The organism is uncultured Rhodococcus sp., assembly GCF_963525155.1.
Classification (GTDB): domain Bacteria; phylum Actinomycetota; class Actinomycetes; order Mycobacteriales; family Mycobacteriaceae; genus Rhodococcus_F; species Rhodococcus_F qingshengii.
The window spans coordinates 1-14,306 of the sequence record NZ_CAURKP010000138.1; the positions used below are offsets into that span (position 1 = coordinate 1).

The window sequence follows — 14,306 nt, forward strand, 5'->3', positions numbered from 1 at the left end:
CCCCTGATCTTCGGTGCGATCGGCGTTCTCGTCGTTCTTGCCGCTGTCGTGGTGGCCCTGGTGTTCGGTGTCTTCGGCAAGAACACACTCGATCAGAGCGCCGCGCAGGCCGGCGTCGAGAAGATCGTCACCGAGTCCTACGGGGCGAAGAACGTGAGCAACGTTCAGTGCCCCGCGGACCAGGAAGTCAAGTCAGGCAACAAGTTCACCTGCACGCTTTCGATCGCGGGTGTGAAGTCGAACGTGACCGTGACGTTTGTCGACGACAACGGCACGTACGAGGTCAGCCGCCCGAGCTGACGCCCTATTGGTCGGAACGGCCTGCCGCCGCAGCCTCGAGCGCGGCGGCAAGCCGGCCGGCCGAGCGCTCGATGTTCAGCGAGGCCGCCACTTCCTCGAGGCGTGCGGGATCGACGGGGGTCGCCGGGAGTCGGTCGTCCTTCGAGAACTGAACGTCCGCGTCGCGAACCACTCGCACGACCGGCAACGCAGCATCTAGGTAAGCCATTGCCTCAGGTGAGGTCAGTTTTGCGCGAATCCCCTTGGCCATATCCGATTCAGGATCAGCTGCGGCCGCCCGAAGTCCGGCCAACGAGCCGTAACGGAGCATCAGTGTCGACGCAGTCTTCTCACCGACACCCTTGATGCCGGGTAGACCGTCGGAGGCGTCTCCGCGCAGTACCGCGAGTTCGGCGTAAGCCTCGCCCGCACGGTCACCGGGTACTCCGTATTTCTCCGCAACCTCGACCGGTCCGAAGAGTTCCGCCTTGGACAGGCCACGGCCCACGTACAGGACACGGACGGGCACGTACTCGTCGGTGACGACCTGCAGTAGGTCTCGGTCACCACTGACGACGACGGTGAGATCTTCGCGCTCGGTGGCGGCAAGCGTTCCCAGTACGTCGTCGGCTTCGAGTCCGACTGCACCCGCCGTCGCGATACCCGCTGCAGCGAGCACGTCCATGATCATGTCGACCTGAGGCGTCAACGTGTCCGGAACTTCTTCGGACGCACCGTCAGAGCCTTCCTCGACGCGATGTGCTTTGTACGTCGGGACTGCATCGACGCGGAACTGCGGTCGCCAGTCCAAGTCCAGGCACACGGCGAGACGACTCGGCTGGTGTTTGGTGATCAGGGAAGCAACCATGTCGGTGAAACCGCGCACCGCGTTGACAGGTCTGCCGTCGGGGTCGACGAATGACTCGGGCAGCGCGTAGAACGCACGAAACCACAGGCTGGCACCGTCGAGGAGAAGCAATGGCCCACTCATGGTCACCATCCTGCCAGTCGGCACTAACCTGTAAGCCATGACGTCTTCAGCCGAACAGGATTCCCGATTCTCCAGCGCCGTGTACGGCGCACGTATCGCTCGCGCCGCGGAGTTGGCTCGATCAGCAGGACTCGACGGTCTGGTGGTGACTCCAGGTCCGGATCTGCGGTACCTGACGGGTTCTCGGGCTGACTCGTTCGAGCGCTTGACCGCGTTGGTCATCGCCGCGGACACGGCGAAGGCGTCCGTCGTACTTCCTCGGTTGGAGTTGGCGTCGCTGAAGGAATCGGCAGTGGGCGATCTCGGGTTGACCGTCCTCGACTGGGTCGACGGTGTCGACCCGTATGCGATTGTGGCGGCGCAACTCCCGACCGGCGCGAAGGTTGCGGTGACGGATGCGATGCCTGCGCTGCATCTGATCCCGCTCGCAGACACCTTGGGCGCGTTGCCGATTCTCGCCACCGGCGTCTTGCGCGAATTGCGGATGGTCAAGGACGGCGCCGAGATCGAGGCATTGCGGCGAGCCGGTGCGGCCATCGACCGTGTTCACGCCCGCATGACCGAGTTCTTGGTCGTCGGACGTACGGAAGCTGAAGTAGGCGAAGCGATTTCGGTGGCGATTCTCGAAGAGGGGCATACCGAGGCCGCGTTCGTGATTGTCGGTTCGGGCCCGCACGGCGCCGATCCTCATCACGAGGTTTCGGACCGGGTGATCGAGAGCGGCGATATCGTGGTCATCGACATCGGCGGACCGGTCGAGCCCGGATACAACTCGGACTCCACTCGCACGTACAGCATGGGGCAGCCTTCCGCGGAGGTTGCCGCACAGTTCGCGGTACTCGAGGCGGCGCAGCAGGCTGCGGTCGATTCGGTGCGGCCAGGAGTCTCCGCAGAATCCGTGGACGTTGCAGCCCGCGAAGTGCTTGCCGCACAAGGGCTTGCAGGGGTATTCGTTCACCGCACCGGTCACGGTATCGGGCTGTCCGTGCACGAGGAGCCGTACATCGTCGAGGGCAACACCATCGAACTCGTCGAAGGTATGGCCTTCAGCATCGAACCGGGAATCTACTTCCGCGGCAGTTGGGGTGCCCGTATCGAGGACATCGTCGTCGTGACCGCCGACGGTTGCGAGTCGTTCAACAACCGTCCGCACGGCCTGACTGTCCTCGCCTGATCAGCTTTTCTTGAACGCAGCGGACCCGAGTATGCGTGTGACGTCGATTTCGATGACCACGCGCGCGGGATTGACCCGTGGCTGGCGGTACCGCTCGGCATAGCGCCGAACGGCGTCGGCCACGGAGTCCGCGTCGGTGAGCACGCGTGCCGGCCCCTCGAGCGTGAGCCAGCGGCCACCGTCGACCGAACTGACGGCGGCGTATCCGCCACGCGCTGCGTTGATCGCCTTCTGTGAGCCACCGCTGGTGATCACGCGCGCCTTTCCGGCTTCCTGGTCCCAGGTGAACCCGACGGCAACGACGTGTGGGGTGCCGTTCGGACGCAACGTCGTGAGTGTCGCGAGGTGGTATTCACCGACGAACTTCAGCCCGTCTTCGGTGAGAGTCTGCTGTGACGATGGCGTGGTGGAGGGGGTGAGCGTCATGCCACGACGGTAATCCAGGACACTGGAGCGGTGACTGCGGGTGCGAACGTGAATGACATCGAGACGGTACTGCTCCTCGGCGGACGAAGTGAGATCGGCCTCGAGATCGCGGTCAGGCTCGCGCCAGGCCGCAACATCGTTCTGGCTGCCAGACGCAGCGGAGAGCTGTCGGAGCAGGAGCAGATGCTCAAAAACGCCGGCGCTGTCGACGTCTCCACCGTCGAGTTCGACGCCGACGCCGTCGACACGCACGGAGACCTCCTGGGCGCCGTAGTGGCCGAGCACGGCCGGATTTCGATTGCAGTGCTGGCCTTCGGGATTCTCGGCGATCAGGCGCGTGCCGAAACCGACGCGGCGCACGCGGTCGCGGTGGTGCACACCGACTACGTGGCTCAGGTCAGCATCCTCACGCATCTCGCGGAGATCATGCGCGGACAGGGAACCGGAAAGATCGTGGTGTTCTCGTCCGTCGCCGGCGTCCGGGTTCGCCGCGCCAACTACGTCTACGGGAGCGCAAAGGCCGGCTTGGACGGTTTTGCCAGCGGCCTCGGCGACGCGCTGCACGGTTCGGGCGTCCAATTGATGCTGGTACGGCCCGGGTTCGTCATCGGCAAGATGACCGAGGGAATGTCGCCTGCCCCGATGTCGAGCACTCCGTCGCAGGTCGCGGACGCCGTCGTGCGGGGACTGAACTCCGGGGCGACGCGTGTGTGGGTACCGCGAATTCTGCAGCCGGTGTTCTTCGTCATGCGGCTTCTGCCTCAGACGATCTGGCGCCGGATGCCGCGATGACCACACACCCGGTGGTGATCGTCGGCATCGGCGCCGACGGCTGGGATGGGCTGTCCGAGAGCGCAAAGGGCGCAATCCTGGGCGCGGAGGTCCTGATGGGGTCGCCGCGCCAATTGGACTTGGTCCCGGCGACACATCTCGGGGCACGGCGTGCGCCCACCAGGCTGACCTGGCCGTCTCCGATGATTCCGGCGTTGCCGTCGATGTTCGCCGAGAACGCGGACCGCAGAGTATGCGTGCTCGCCAGCGGTGACCCGATGTTCCACGGTCTCGGTGTCACATTGGTCAGGCTGCTCGGCGCGGACAACGTGCGAGTGATCTCCCACCCGTCGTCGGCGGCGTTGGCGAGCGCGCGAATGGGATGGGCATCGGCCGAGATCGACGTCGTGAGCCTGGTCAACCGAGACTCGGCGACAGTATTGGCTTCCGTGACTGACGGTGCGCGACTGCTGGTGTTGAGCAACGGGCGCTCGACACCGGGGGAGGTGGCACGTCTGTTGTCCGGCGCGGGCTTCGGTCGATCGATCGTGACCGTGCTGGCCCAGCTGGGCGGGGCCGGGGAATCGCGGACCGTCATGGTCGCAGACGAGTGGGATCACGCGGACGAGGACGTGGACGCGTTGAACGTTCTGGCCGTCGAGTGCATCGCGGCCGATCCTCTCTTGCGGCTGACTCGAATCCCGGGGCTACCGGATGCTGCTTTTGTCGGCGACGGTCAGATGACGAAGCAGGAGATCCGTGCGTTGACGTTGTGCGCGCTTGCCCCGGCGCCGGGAGAACACCTCTGGGACGTGGGCGGTGGGTCGGGAACCGTCGCCATCGAGTGGATGCGAACTCACCCACGTTGCACTGCAACAACATTCGAGAAGGTGGCGAGCCGCGTGTCGCAGATCGGTGCCAATGCACTCAATCTCGGCGTGCCCGCGTTGAACGTGAAAGGGGCCGCGCCGGAGGCGTTTGCGGACGAAACTCGACGTCCCGATGCGGTGTTCGTCGGCGGCGGCGTCACGCAACCGGGAATGCTCGAAGCGTGCTGGGAGCAGTTGAGCGTGGGTGGTCGTCTGGTCGCGAACGCCGTGACCGCCGAGTCCGAATCGTTGCTGCTCGGCTGGATGAGTCGCCATGGTGGGACGCTTCGACGCTTTCAGGTGCAGCGCGCCGAGCCGTTGGGAACGTTCAACGTTTGGCGACCGCAACTTCCGGTGGTCCAATGGTCCGTCACAAAACGTCAGCCGTCTGCAGGCGCAGACACAGATACGCCGGAGGAATCCACACAATGACCGTTCATTTCATCGGTGCGGGTCCCGGTGCGGCAGATTTGATCACTGTCCGCGCGCAACGGATCATCGCTGCGAGCCCTGTGTGCTTGTACGCAGGCAGCCTTGTTCCAGCGGAGTTGCTCGAGTGGTGCCCGGTCGGAGCTCAGGTCGTGGACACTGCTCGGCTGAGCCTGGACGAGATCACCGCGATTCTTGTCGAAGCGGATTCCGCTGGGCTGGACGTCGCGCGTTTGCATTCCGGTGATCCGTCGATCTTCAGTGCAGTGGCAGAGCAAGCTCGTCGCCTGGACGCCGCAGGAGTCGATTTCGACATGATTCCCGGTGTTCCTGCATTTACCGCGGCTGCAGCCGCGCTGGGGCGCGAGCTGACTGTCCCAGGCGTCTCGCAGACCATTGTTCTCACCCGAGTCTCCACCTTGTCGACGGCGATGCCGGAGGGCGAGGATCTGCGGTCCCTCGGCCGCAGCGGCGCGACGATGGTGATTCACCTCGGCGCTCATCGCATCGAACAGATCGCATCCGAGTTGGCCGACAATTACGGCGAGGACTGCCCGGTCGCGGTGGTCGCCTTCGCCTCACGGCCCGAGGAGATCGTTGTTCGAGGCACTTTGAAGACGATCGTCGAACTTGTTCATGCGGCCGGCATCACGAAGACGGCCGTCGTGATCGTCGGCCGAGTGTTGACTGCGGAGGGGTTTCCGGACAGCTACCTCTACTCGGCAGCGCGCGAGAGAAGCACACACTGACCTCGACAGGTACTCGTCGCCGCGTACTCCTGCTCGGCGGCACAGGCGAAGGTCGAGTGATCGCTTCTCGCTTGGCCGGTTCAGCCGACCTCGAGGTTGTCACATCGCTGGCCGGCCGGGTTCGTGATCCTCGATGGCCGGAGGGGGAAGTGCGTATCGGCGGGTTCGGGGGAGCCGAAGGGCTGTCGGAGTGGTTGTCGGCCAATGATATTCGTGCAGTGCTCGACGCCACGCATCCGTTTGCCGCTCGCATCACCCAGAATGCGTTCGAAGCGTGCCTTGCGAATTCCGTGCCGTACGCCATGTACCGACGCCCGCCCTGGCGCGAGCAACTCGGTGACACTTGGCTTCCGGCACACGATCTCGATCACGCCGCAGAGTTGGTGCCGACGGTCGGCTCACGCGCTTTTCTGACGATCGGGAGGCAAGGAGTTTCGGCGTTCGACCGCGTGAAGAGCGTCTCGTTTCTCGTGCGCTCGATCGATCCGCCTTCAGGGACATTGCCGCCTCACTCGCAATTGCTGCTCGCACGTGGTCCATTCGACATCGAAGCGGAAGTCGATCTGATGCGAACTCACAGCATCGACGTCGTGATCACCAAGAACAGTGGCGGCGAGCAGACGTACGCAAAGATCGCCGCAGCCAGGCAATTGTCGATCCCGGTGATCGTCGTCGAACGACCACCGATCCCGGCGACCGTCCCGGCATTCGATACCGAAGCCGAGGCGATGGACTGGCTCACGGCTTTCGGTCGTGGAACGGCGCTGTGAGGCCGACATCGCGTTCGCTTCAGGTTCGTCTAAGGTTCCGTGACCATACTGGAGGGATGTTGGGATTTTTCGACGCCGCACTGCGGGACCGCGCATGAGAGTGTCGGTTCCCGGAATGAGCCGTCGAAAACCATCGGGAATTCACGTGCGGACGCTCCATGCTCGCGTGAAATTGCTGACTGCAGGCCTGGTGGCGATCGCGGTGATCGTGTCGGCGTCGGCGGTGTACATAGTGTTCAACGCGTATTTGCAAGGCAACGTCGATCGACAACTCGAGCGCACGAGTGACGCGATCACCGACACCGTCAATTTCGGCGGTGTCACACCGGTTCTGGGATTGACGGCCGGCGCGGATACAGCGGTCATCCAGGCGGTGGGGCTTCTTACTGCCGACGGCGCCTTGGTGACGGCGACTCCCGGTCTGCCGCCGTTCAGCACGAGCGCAGACGCCATCAGGTCGATCGCAGACGGCAATTCGTCGCAGACAATCGCGACGGTTGATGCGTATCGAATTCTTGTCGAGCCCTCGGTTGCGGGCCAGACTTTGGTTGTCGCGCAATCCCTGGGGCCGACGCGTTCGGTACTCAAGCGACTGGCAGTGGTGTTGGCGGCACTCGGGGCGGCCGGAATCGCCCTAGCTTACGCGGCCGGAGATGCTGTGGCACGCACAGGATTACGGCCGATTGCGCGACTTACTGCGGCGACGCGGCGGGTCGCCGAAACGGATGATCTTGCGCCGATCCCGGTGACCGGTGACGACGAGTTGGCGTCGCTGACAGTCAGTTTCAATCGGATGCTCGGGACGTTGTCGGAATCGCGGGCACGCCAGAGAAGTCTGATCACCGAAGCGGGCCAGGACCTTCTGGCTCCTTTGACTGCACTTCGCACCAATATCGAGTTGTTGATGTCTTTCGATACCAAGTCCGGCGCGATTTCCGAGGCGGATGCAACGCAGCTGCGTGAGGAAATCACCGACCAGATGATGGAGTTGACGCTCCTCGTCGGAGAGTTGGTGGACCGTGCGCGGGTTGACGAAAGCACGTTGGGGAGAGGAGATTCCCTCTAAATCGGACGTCTGACCAGCGACTTTGTTGCATTCGTAATTGAAGCAATGGAAGGAGCGCTGGTAATGTGGGGCAATTGTGAAGTTTTTGGGTATAGCTGGAATGTGGCGCGAACCGTGGGGTTTGCTGGGCGGGGGCCTTTGGAGGACGAGAGGGATTCAGTGGTCAAGCAAGCACGCGCCGAGCTGACTCGGCAGCAAATCGTTGCCGGCGCGGCCGCGCAGTTCGAGAAGACTGGTTACGGCAGCACCAGCATGGCCGACATAGTCTCGGGGGCCGGTACTACCAAGGGCGCGTTGTATTTCCATTTCGCGTCGAAGGACGAGCTCGCGCAGTTCATCATTGCCGAACAGCATCGGCTCTCGATCGAGTCGGTGCAGGCGATTTCCGCGACGGGCAAGGACCCGTTGGAACAGATGATCATGCTCACGCACGAAATGGCACGCCAGATTGTCGACGAGCCGATCGTTCGCGCGGGCATTCGCCTCACGCTGGAACTGAGCACGTACGAGGGGCCGGTGGAACCGTACGCCGAATGGATCTCGGCAATCACCGATCTCACCGCCAGGGCTCAGGCGGAAGGTGAAATCCGAAAATCGGTCAGTGCAGAATCGTTCGGCAGGTTCATGCCCTCGGCATTCACGGGGGTACAGCTGGTTTCGAACGTTCTCACCCGACGCTCGGATCTTCCGGATCGTGTCGACGAGATGTGGCAGATCCTGCTTCCGGGAATCGTCAGCGACGAACTTTCCGGTGACATCGAGCGCCTCGTCAAGTCGCGGTGGACTCCGGCGGCGGCGTAGCCTGCGGGACATGGCCGTCACGCGGATAGTTTCGGATCTGTCGAGTAGCTCGCTCGAGGCCGCGCAGCGCTTCTACGCCGAAGTGCTGGGCCTCGAAGTTGTCATGGATCACGGGTGGATCGTGACGTTGGCTTCGCCGACGGATCCGTCTTTGCAGATCAGCGTCATGACGCACGACGCTCATGCGCCCGTAGTACCGGACGTCTCCGTCGAGGTGGACGATCTCGACGCGGCGTACGAGGCCGCAGTGCAACGCGGCGACACCATCGTCTATCCCGTCACCGAGGAGCCGTGGGGGGTCCGCAGGTTCTTCGCTTCCGACCCCGACGGCCACGTGATCAACATCCTCAGCCACCGACGCGAGCAATGATGGCGTCCCGCCCGGGCGGGCTGACGTACCTCGAGGTGGGCGCAACGTCAGGCGTTCTCCCCGCCGGCTATCACCACGTTCACGAGAGCGCGACGGTCGGATCCGGACGGGAGGATTTCGAGGTTGCCGCTCGAACCGTCGCGAATTGGGGAATGCACCGCGGAGCCGGTCTGGCCGTACGGACGGCAGCCCCGACCGCCGTGGCGGGTCAAGATGCGACCTTCGGACTCGGTCCGGTGACTATCCCCGTTCGGATCGTCTATGTCGTCGACGAACCCACTCGCAAGGGCTTCGCGTACGGAACCCGCGCGGGCCACCCCGAATGCGGGGAGGAATTGTTTGTCGTCCAGTTCGACGAGAGCAGCAATGAGGTTCGCATCGAGATCGTGGCGTTCTCCAAGCCCGGAACGTGGTGGGTGCGTCTCGGTGCTCCGATCGGACGTCGAGTACAGGCGTTTGTCACGCGCCGCTACATCCGTGCCGTCCGCGAGAGCGTCGCCCGATCGCGGGTTTGATCCGTTGTAGGTGTCAATTCAATCCAGCGTACGAATGCAATCCCGACACGACGTAGTTGATCGCAAACATGTTGAAAAGCATGGTGGCGAGCGCAGCAACATTGATCCATGCCGCACGCATGTTCTTCAACCCGGCGGTAGCGCGCGCATGGAGGTACGCGGCATAGAGAACCCAGGAGATGAACGAGACCGTCTCCTTGGGGTCCCAGCCCCAGAAACGTCCCCACGCGGCCTCCGCCCAGATCGCCCCGCAGATCACCCCGATGCTGAACAACGGGAACCCGACGACCGTTGTTCGGTAGGCCACGCGGTCAAGCAATTCGGATGACGGCAGTCGTGCCGCAATCCAACGCAACGCGCGTTTCTTCGACTGCGGGCCCACCTCGGCAATCATGAAAAGTGCGCTGACCGCACTTGCGAACGTAAGGATGCCGGAGGCGGCGACGATGATCGTGACGTGCACGCCGATCCAGTACGAACGAAGAGCGGGTACGACCGGCGCTGCCTCGGCATACATGCTTGCGGCGGCGACGAAAAGAAGCACCACGGTGGGTGACAGAACGAAGATGGTCAACGATCGAATCGGGTACCGCCGCAGAATGACCAGCCAGCATGCCACCAATGCAGCGCTGAGGAAAAGCGCGTACTCGTAGAGGTTTCCGAGAGGCCATCGGTGCGTCGAGATGCCGCGAAGTGCAAGCGCGGTGACGTTGAGGACCAGGGCGACGACGATGAGAGACATGGCGGCGCGACCCGCACGATGGGCGCGGGTTCGATTCGGCAGCAATGCGATCCGGCCGGGCAATGCAGGATTCGATGCACTTCCGGCATGTGCGAGTGCCGGTCGCACTGTGGCAGAGAGGGGTGCGCTGGAGAAGTCGACGACGGAAAGAACCAGGGCGAGAACGTAAATCGCGAAAGACGACGCGAAGGCGTAGTCGCTGTACTGCGCGAGAACTGGATCGACCGACATCAGGCTCCTCATAACGACCGGTTGGTTGTCATTTGGAATCTACTACACACGATCGTAGAACTGGCAGGGCCGTCTGTCGGATCAGTGGTCCGGAAAATGATTGGACGAGCTTCGGTTGGGGTTGATAGCTTGTGCGAGACCGTGACAACACGCCAGGAGGTGAGTCCCATGAACGCTGTAACCATGTGGGTGCTCCCACTCGTGTTCACGGATCGGCGATTGACGTAGGTGTCGCCGGGAGCGCCTCGAGTAGGCAATCCCGAAAGGTAACACCATGCAATCCAATTCTCCGACCATCGAATTCACTTCCGAGACAACGTCGAACGGTGTCATCGAACGCCATTTCGTTGTAGACGACATCACCGGCGTGCTCTGGTCACTCGCGTCCGGATCTGTCGAATCACCCCTTCTGCTGTCCGGGCACTCCGGCGGCATGCACAAGAAGGCACCAGGACTGGTTGCCAGCGCACTCCACAGTGTGAGCTCCCACGGGTTCGCAGTCGCCGCGATCGACGCGCCCGGACATGGCGATCGGCCGCGGAACACACAGGACGAACAGTGGGTCGAGGCGATCCACCAGGCTAGGGCGGCCCACGAGCCGATCGCCCCGATCGTCGTCGAGTACAACCGATCGCTGGCGGAGCGTGCAGTGCCGGAATGGCAGGCGACCATCGACGCTCTGCAAACGCTGCCCGACGTCGACGCCGACGCTCCGATCGGCTTTGGCGGCGTGTCGCTAGGGGTCGTGACCGGGCTGATGTTGGCCCCGGTCGAATCCAGGATCGCTGCCGTGAGCTTCGGGGGAGTTTTTGTGGACGACTCCCTCATCGAAGCGGCACGAATGCTCACGGTCCCGGTCGAGTACCGGATCCCTTGGGACGACAAGGATTACGACCGCACGTCAGGGGTAGCGTTGTTCGATGCCTTCGGCTCGACGGAGAAGACGCTGCACGCCTACTCGGGCAGGCACTATCCGGTGCCCGACTACGAGCGCGACAGTTCGGCTCGGTTCTTCGCCCGCCACCTCGGCGGGAGCGGTGGCGCGCCTGTGAGCTGACGTGAACACGTATCGGCGTCCGGCCTGTGTCGGACGCCGATACGATCTCGACCAGGTTTCGTTTCTCAGCAAGACCCGAAGTAGTGGCGTCAACGTATCCTGCATCAATTTGACCAAAGCTTTTCAGATGATCATTTTTGTGGCGCTCGCGATGGTGGCGATTTCGATCCTTCGCTCGCTAGTAGCCGTCCAGCTTGGCCATTTTTGCTGAGGCGCTCGATGGCGACATATGTCCTTACGGTCCGCCGAGCGGAATGAACTTGTTCGTGATCCAGTTCGATGCTTCGATCTCGTCGAGGGTTGTCCGGAGAACTTCGGTGGCTAATGTTCATGCTGTGCCGAGTGTCAGGTCGGTACCGAACACCGAACAAGACTGGGAACTCTTCTCGCGTCCGAACTGAGGCGACGACATGTCTTTCAACCGCGCATGTCCAGCCATGCGTCGACTACCCGTCCGATACCTGACCCGGGGGCGGTATTTGAGTGGGCCGATATCGCACGGCGAGTGCACCCGACTGGAACTCGTGGCGATCGACGAGTTCGAGTTGGATGCGCTTGCGCAGACCGGCGAGCAACGTCGGTCCGTGTCCGGCGAGGACCGGTTGCACAACGAACTCGTACTCGTCGATCAGTCCCAGGTCTGCCAATGCCAGGGGGAGTGTTACGCCGCCAACCCACAGGCCTTCGCCGGGCTGCTCCTTGAGTCGCTGAACTGCTGGCCCCAAGTCGTCCAGCACCAGTTCGGCATTCCAATCGACCCCGCTCAGCGTGTTCGACACGACGTACTTCTTCGCCCGGTCCATTGCCTCGGCGAACGGGATCTCCCACTCGTCCATCCAGTCAGGCCACGCGCCCGTTGCAGGCTTCCGCCACGCCGACTCCATCATCTCGTAGGTCACCCGGCCGAACAGCAAGGCATCGGCTCGTTCCATCTGAGCGGTCCAGTAGCGCATCGACTCCTCGTCGGGTGGGAGCCCCGCCTCGTGATGGCAGCAGCCGTCGAGTGTGACGTTGATCGAGTATCGAAGTGGTCTCATCTCGTTGTTCTCCCCTGATAGGCGCAGAGTGACAGCACCGGACCGTACTCAGACTACTGCCGGGCCGTCGGTGTAGATCAGGTTCGGGACCTGGAGTCACGCGGGGGTCGACCGAACAGTAACCAGACGAGCGCACCGAGTACAGGCACCGCGATCACCAGTGCCGACCACCAGAATTTGCCGCCCGAGCGTTCGAAGTCAGTGCGCACGATCGCCACGAGCGCGCTAATCGTGATGAAGATCCAGGCAAGAACGAAGGCGGTGAAGGTGATGTCCATCCAAAGCGGAATGGTGGGGTTGTGGATCGATTCGTTCACGCTTCCAAACCACTTTCGACGACTGTGCCTTGATGAAACAACACGCTCCATCGATTCTCGGCGAACCGCCAGATGGATGATCGCTCGGTAACCCGATGCGCCTGCGCCAGCCGGTACGTCACCAGATACGTGTCAGGCGCGATCCGGCTCAGCGCTGGCCGGTCAACCGTCCACCCGAGTTCGGCGGCGTCGTTCACTTCGCCGCGGAGTCGCCGGCTCGCGACTGCCGATTGCACGTAATCGCGGGTGTATCGCGCACCCGAGGCTCCGATCTCCCGGAACTCCGGGTCGACGACCGCATCGAACTCGTCTCGTGACATCGCTACTCGAGTTCGGTGAAACAGAGGTTCGAACTCCATCAACTCGTCGAGGATCGGGCGCAACTCGTGCGGAGTCGTCACGACTGCTCCGAGAACTGCGCCCTCATCTCGATACCTATCTCCGCGTGGCGCAGGAGGAAGGCCTTCTCGTCATACCCCTTGCGCCGCAACCAGAGAGTGACCTCGCTGTTGCATTTGCTTGCATTGCACGAGCGGCACGCCGGTGCGATGTTGTCGAGCGTGTAGCGCCCACCGCGGGAGATCGCCAGCACACAGTCGCGCTGTGGCGACTCGTCCGGCTCGCCGCAGTACGCGCAGCCACCCCAGGCCGCTTTGAGCGCGGACCACTGCTCGACGGACAGGTCGTGCTCCACCAGATCCATTCGGCGTTTGCGTTTGCGCGCGTATCTGGCTTTCCGGGTCCGGTTGACGGGCATGACGCCATGCTATCGCCGAGTGGTGGTTACTCCGGGTACCGCCGCGGGGTGAACACCTGACGGCCCGAACCGGTTTCGACGACCGTCGTCATCGACGATCCGACGATCAGCAGCGTCCGCATGTCGATCTCGGAAGGCTCGAGCTCGCCGAGGGTTACGACGCGAACTGATTCCTCGGCGCCGGCAACATCGCGCCCGATGACAACAGGAGTCTCGGGGGAGCGGTGCTCGAGCACGAGGTCCTTCATGGCTTGGACCTGCCACGTCCGGGACTTCGACGCCGGGTTGTAGACCGCAAATGCCATGTCTGCGGCTGCAACTGCCGAGATACGGCGAGCGACGACATCCCACGGCTTGAGGCGATCAGACAACGAGAGCACCGCATAGTCGTGCCCGAGGGGAGCGCCGACGCGACTGGCGACAGCGTTTGCCGCCGTCATGCCGGGAAGGATGCGGACCGGGACCCCGCGCCACTGGTCTTCGGCGGCAACTTCGAGAACTGCTGCAGCCATGGCGAATACGCCGGGATCTCCCGACGAGACGACAGCTACACGGGCGCCGTTCTTCGCCAGGTCCAACGCCATCGCGGCGCGTTCGGCTTCGACGCGGTTGTCGCTGGAATGGCGCCGCTGGCCCGGACGCGTCGGCACGCGATCGACGTACGGGCCGTAGCCGACGAGGTCGGTTGCGAACGAAAGCTCATGCGCCACTTCAGGTGTGGTCCAGGCGGTGTCGCCCGGCCCGAGTCCGACCACGACCACCTCGCCGCGGGATTCGGTTGCAGGTCGAGGGTTGTTCGACGGGCTCGGAACGATGGCGATCGAGAAGTACGGAACTCCGTCCGGGTCGACCTCGGCAGCGGATTCGACGCGTTGACGTGTGGTGCTCGCGCGCTCGACGTAGTGGGCCTCGCCGAGGCGACCGGAATCCTCGAGCGATTGGAGGACCGGTGGGA

19 protein-coding genes are annotated in these 14,306 nt (G+C 63.2%); 11 read left to right on the forward strand and 8 right to left on the reverse strand.

The genetic code is table 11. From position 1 onward, the window contains the following. Nucleotides 1-300, forward strand: a 300-nt coding sequence (locus RWT78_RS22070; protein ID WP_314680747.1) for a DUF4333 domain-containing protein, incomplete at its 5' end; no start/stop codon positions are given. Between the two features lie 4 nt (nt 301-304). On the opposite strand, the gene RWT78_RS22075 is transcribed toward RWT78_RS22070, so the two are convergent. After that, nucleotides 305-1,270, reverse strand: a complete 966-nt coding sequence (locus RWT78_RS22075) for a 5'-3' exonuclease (RefSeq protein ID WP_003944862.1) — start codon at nt 1,268-1,270, stop codon at nt 305-307. Nucleotides 1,271-1,307: 37 nt separating this feature from the next. Between RWT78_RS22075 and RWT78_RS22080 the strand changes: the two genes are divergently transcribed. Next, nucleotides 1,308-2,444, forward strand: a complete 1,137-nt coding sequence (locus RWT78_RS22080; protein WP_314680749.1) for a Xaa-Pro peptidase family protein — start codon at nt 1,308-1,310, stop codon at nt 2,442-2,444. Here RWT78_RS22080 and RWT78_RS22085 read toward each other — a convergent pair whose 3' ends face one another. Beyond that, nucleotides 2,445-2,870: a PPOX class F420-dependent oxidoreductase gene (locus RWT78_RS22085; RefSeq protein ID WP_007729859.1), complete on the reverse strand. Its 426-nt coding sequence runs from the start codon at nt 2,868-2,870 to the stop codon at nt 2,445-2,447. It lies immediately after the preceding gene. A gap of 30 nt (nt 2,871-2,900) precedes the next feature. On the opposite strand from RWT78_RS22085, the gene RWT78_RS22090 reads away from it, so the two are divergent. The 8 genes from RWT78_RS22090 (at nt 2,901) to RWT78_RS22125 (ending at nt 9,210) form a co-directional block, all read left to right on the forward strand. Continuing rightward, the gene (locus tag RWT78_RS22090; RefSeq protein ID WP_051649467.1) at nt 2,901-3,662 is read left to right on the forward strand and encodes an SDR family NAD(P)-dependent oxidoreductase; all 762 of its coding nucleotides are present in this window, start codon (nt 2,901-2,903) and stop codon (nt 3,660-3,662) included. After that, entirely contained in the window at nt 3,659-4,942 is a 1,284-nt protein-coding gene (locus RWT78_RS22095) for a bifunctional cobalt-precorrin-7 (C(5))-methyltransferase/cobalt-precorrin-6B (C(15))-methyltransferase (RefSeq protein ID WP_050655278.1), read from the forward strand. Before RWT78_RS22090 ends, RWT78_RS22095 begins: the two co-directional genes overlap by 4 nt. Beyond that, nucleotides 4,939-5,688 carry a precorrin-4 C(11)-methyltransferase gene (gene cobM, locus RWT78_RS22100; RefSeq protein ID WP_003944967.1) on the forward strand — a complete coding sequence of 250 codons (750 nt, stop codon included), beginning with the start codon at nt 4,939-4,941 and terminating at the stop codon, nt 5,686-5,688. The genes RWT78_RS22095 and cobM overlap by 4 nt, the downstream gene beginning before the upstream one ends. After that, nucleotides 5,685-6,458: a cobalt-precorrin-6A reductase gene (locus RWT78_RS22105; protein ID WP_037126390.1), complete on the forward strand. Its 774-nt coding sequence runs from the start codon at nt 5,685-5,687 to the stop codon at nt 6,456-6,458. Before cobM ends, RWT78_RS22105 begins: the two co-directional genes overlap by 4 nt. A gap of 145 nt (nt 6,459-6,603) precedes the next feature. Continuing rightward, nucleotides 6,604-7,524: a HAMP domain-containing protein gene (locus tag RWT78_RS22110; protein WP_007729850.1), complete on the forward strand. Its 921-nt coding sequence runs from the start codon at nt 6,604-6,606 to the stop codon at nt 7,522-7,524. A 159-nt stretch (nt 7,525-7,683) separates the two neighbouring features. After that, nucleotides 7,684-8,325 carry a ScbR family autoregulator-binding transcription factor gene (locus tag RWT78_RS22115; protein WP_019748499.1) on the forward strand — a complete coding sequence of 214 codons (642 nt, stop codon included), beginning with the start codon at nt 7,684-7,686 and terminating at the stop codon, nt 8,323-8,325. Nucleotides 8,326-8,335: 10 nt separating this feature from the next. Next, nucleotides 8,336-8,695 carry a VOC family protein gene (locus RWT78_RS22120; RefSeq protein ID WP_075833218.1) on the forward strand — a complete coding sequence of 120 codons (360 nt, stop codon included), beginning with the start codon at nt 8,336-8,338 and terminating at the stop codon, nt 8,693-8,695. Continuing rightward, nucleotides 8,695-9,210, forward strand: coding sequence for a DUF1990 family protein (locus RWT78_RS22125; RefSeq protein WP_003945015.1), 516 nt, complete (start codon nt 8,695-8,697; stop codon nt 9,208-9,210). The genes RWT78_RS22120 and RWT78_RS22125 overlap by 1 nt, the downstream gene beginning before the upstream one ends. Before the next feature lie 13 nt (nt 9,211-9,223). Here RWT78_RS22125 and ccsB read toward each other — a convergent pair whose 3' ends face one another. Then, entirely contained in the window at nt 9,224-10,183 is a 960-nt protein-coding gene (gene ccsB / locus RWT78_RS22130; RefSeq protein ID WP_208690591.1) for a c-type cytochrome biogenesis protein CcsB, read from the reverse strand. 274 nt (nt 10,184-10,457) lie between these two features. On the opposite strand from ccsB, the gene RWT78_RS22135 reads away from it, so the two are divergent. Then, a complete protein-coding gene (locus RWT78_RS22135) occupies nt 10,458-11,240 on the forward strand; it encodes an alpha/beta hydrolase (RefSeq protein WP_314680757.1) in 783 nt (260 codons plus the stop codon). Between the two features lie 446 nt (nt 11,241-11,686). On the opposite strand, the gene RWT78_RS22140 is transcribed toward RWT78_RS22135, so the two are convergent. The 5 genes from RWT78_RS22140 to cobJ all read right to left on the reverse strand — a co-directional run. Beyond that, on the reverse strand, nt 11,687-12,277 hold the full coding sequence (locus RWT78_RS22140) for a dihydrofolate reductase family protein (RefSeq protein WP_314680758.1): 591 nt from the start codon (nt 12,275-12,277) through the stop codon (nt 11,687-11,689). A gap of 77 nt (nt 12,278-12,354) precedes the next feature. Continuing rightward, nucleotides 12,355-12,594 (reverse strand): PLDc N-terminal domain-containing protein, encoded by a 240-nt coding sequence (locus RWT78_RS22145; RefSeq protein ID WP_054782081.1) that lies wholly within the window; start codon nt 12,592-12,594, stop codon nt 12,355-12,357. Further along, nucleotides 12,591-12,995 (reverse strand): DUF4440 domain-containing protein, encoded by a 405-nt coding sequence (locus RWT78_RS22150; RefSeq protein WP_073512420.1) that lies wholly within the window; start codon nt 12,993-12,995, stop codon nt 12,591-12,593. The genes RWT78_RS22145 and RWT78_RS22150 overlap by 4 nt, the downstream gene beginning before the upstream one ends. Beyond that, nucleotides 12,992-13,351, reverse strand: coding sequence for an HNH endonuclease (locus RWT78_RS22155; protein WP_078377497.1), 360 nt, complete (start codon nt 13,349-13,351; stop codon nt 12,992-12,994). The genes RWT78_RS22150 and RWT78_RS22155 overlap by 4 nt, the downstream gene beginning before the upstream one ends. A gap of 26 nt (nt 13,352-13,377) precedes the next feature. Then, the coding region (gene cobJ / locus RWT78_RS22160; RefSeq protein WP_314680767.1) for a precorrin-3B C(17)-methyltransferase at nt 13,378-14,306 on the reverse strand (929 nt) is incomplete at its 5' end.

What these genes read in the sequence shown, in the direction of transcription:
- RWT78_RS22125 (WP_003945015.1), top strand. Translation starts at nt 8,695, where the DNA reads ATGGCGTCCCGCCCGGGCGGGCTGACGTACCTCGAGGTGGGCGCAACG.
- RWT78_RS22120 (WP_075833218.1), top strand. Translation starts at nt 8,336, where the DNA reads ATGGCCGTCACGCGGATAGTTTCGGATCTGTCGAGTAGCTCGCTCGAG.
- RWT78_RS22095 (WP_050655278.1), top strand. Translation starts at nt 3,659, where the DNA reads ATGACCACACACCCGGTGGTGATCGTCGGCATCGGCGCCGACGGCTGG.
- RWT78_RS22155 (WP_078377497.1), bottom strand. Translation starts at nt 13,351, where the DNA reads ATGCCCGTCAACCGGACCCGGAAAGCCAGATACGCGCGCAAACGCAAA.
- RWT78_RS22080 (WP_314680749.1), top strand. Translation starts at nt 1,308, where the DNA reads ATGACGTCTTCAGCCGAACAGGATTCCCGATTCTCCAGCGCCGTGTAC.
- RWT78_RS22135 (WP_314680757.1), top strand. Translation starts at nt 10,458, where the DNA reads ATGCAATCCAATTCTCCGACCATCGAATTCACTTCCGAGACAACGTCG.
- cobM (WP_003944967.1), top strand. Translation starts at nt 4,939, where the DNA reads ATGACCGTTCATTTCATCGGTGCGGGTCCCGGTGCGGCAGATTTGATC.
- RWT78_RS22140 (WP_314680758.1), bottom strand. Translation starts at nt 12,277, where the DNA reads ATGAGACCACTTCGATACTCGATCAACGTCACACTCGACGGCTGCTGC.
- ccsB (WP_208690591.1), bottom strand. Translation starts at nt 10,183, where the DNA reads ATGTCGGTCGATCCAGTTCTCGCGCAGTACAGCGACTACGCCTTCGCG.
- RWT78_RS22085 (WP_007729859.1), bottom strand. Translation starts at nt 2,870, where the DNA reads ATGACGCTCACCCCCTCCACCACGCCATCGTCACAGCAGACTCTCACC.
- RWT78_RS22075 (WP_003944862.1), bottom strand. Translation starts at nt 1,270, where the DNA reads ATGAGTGGGCCATTGCTTCTCCTCGACGGTGCCAGCCTGTGGTTTCGT.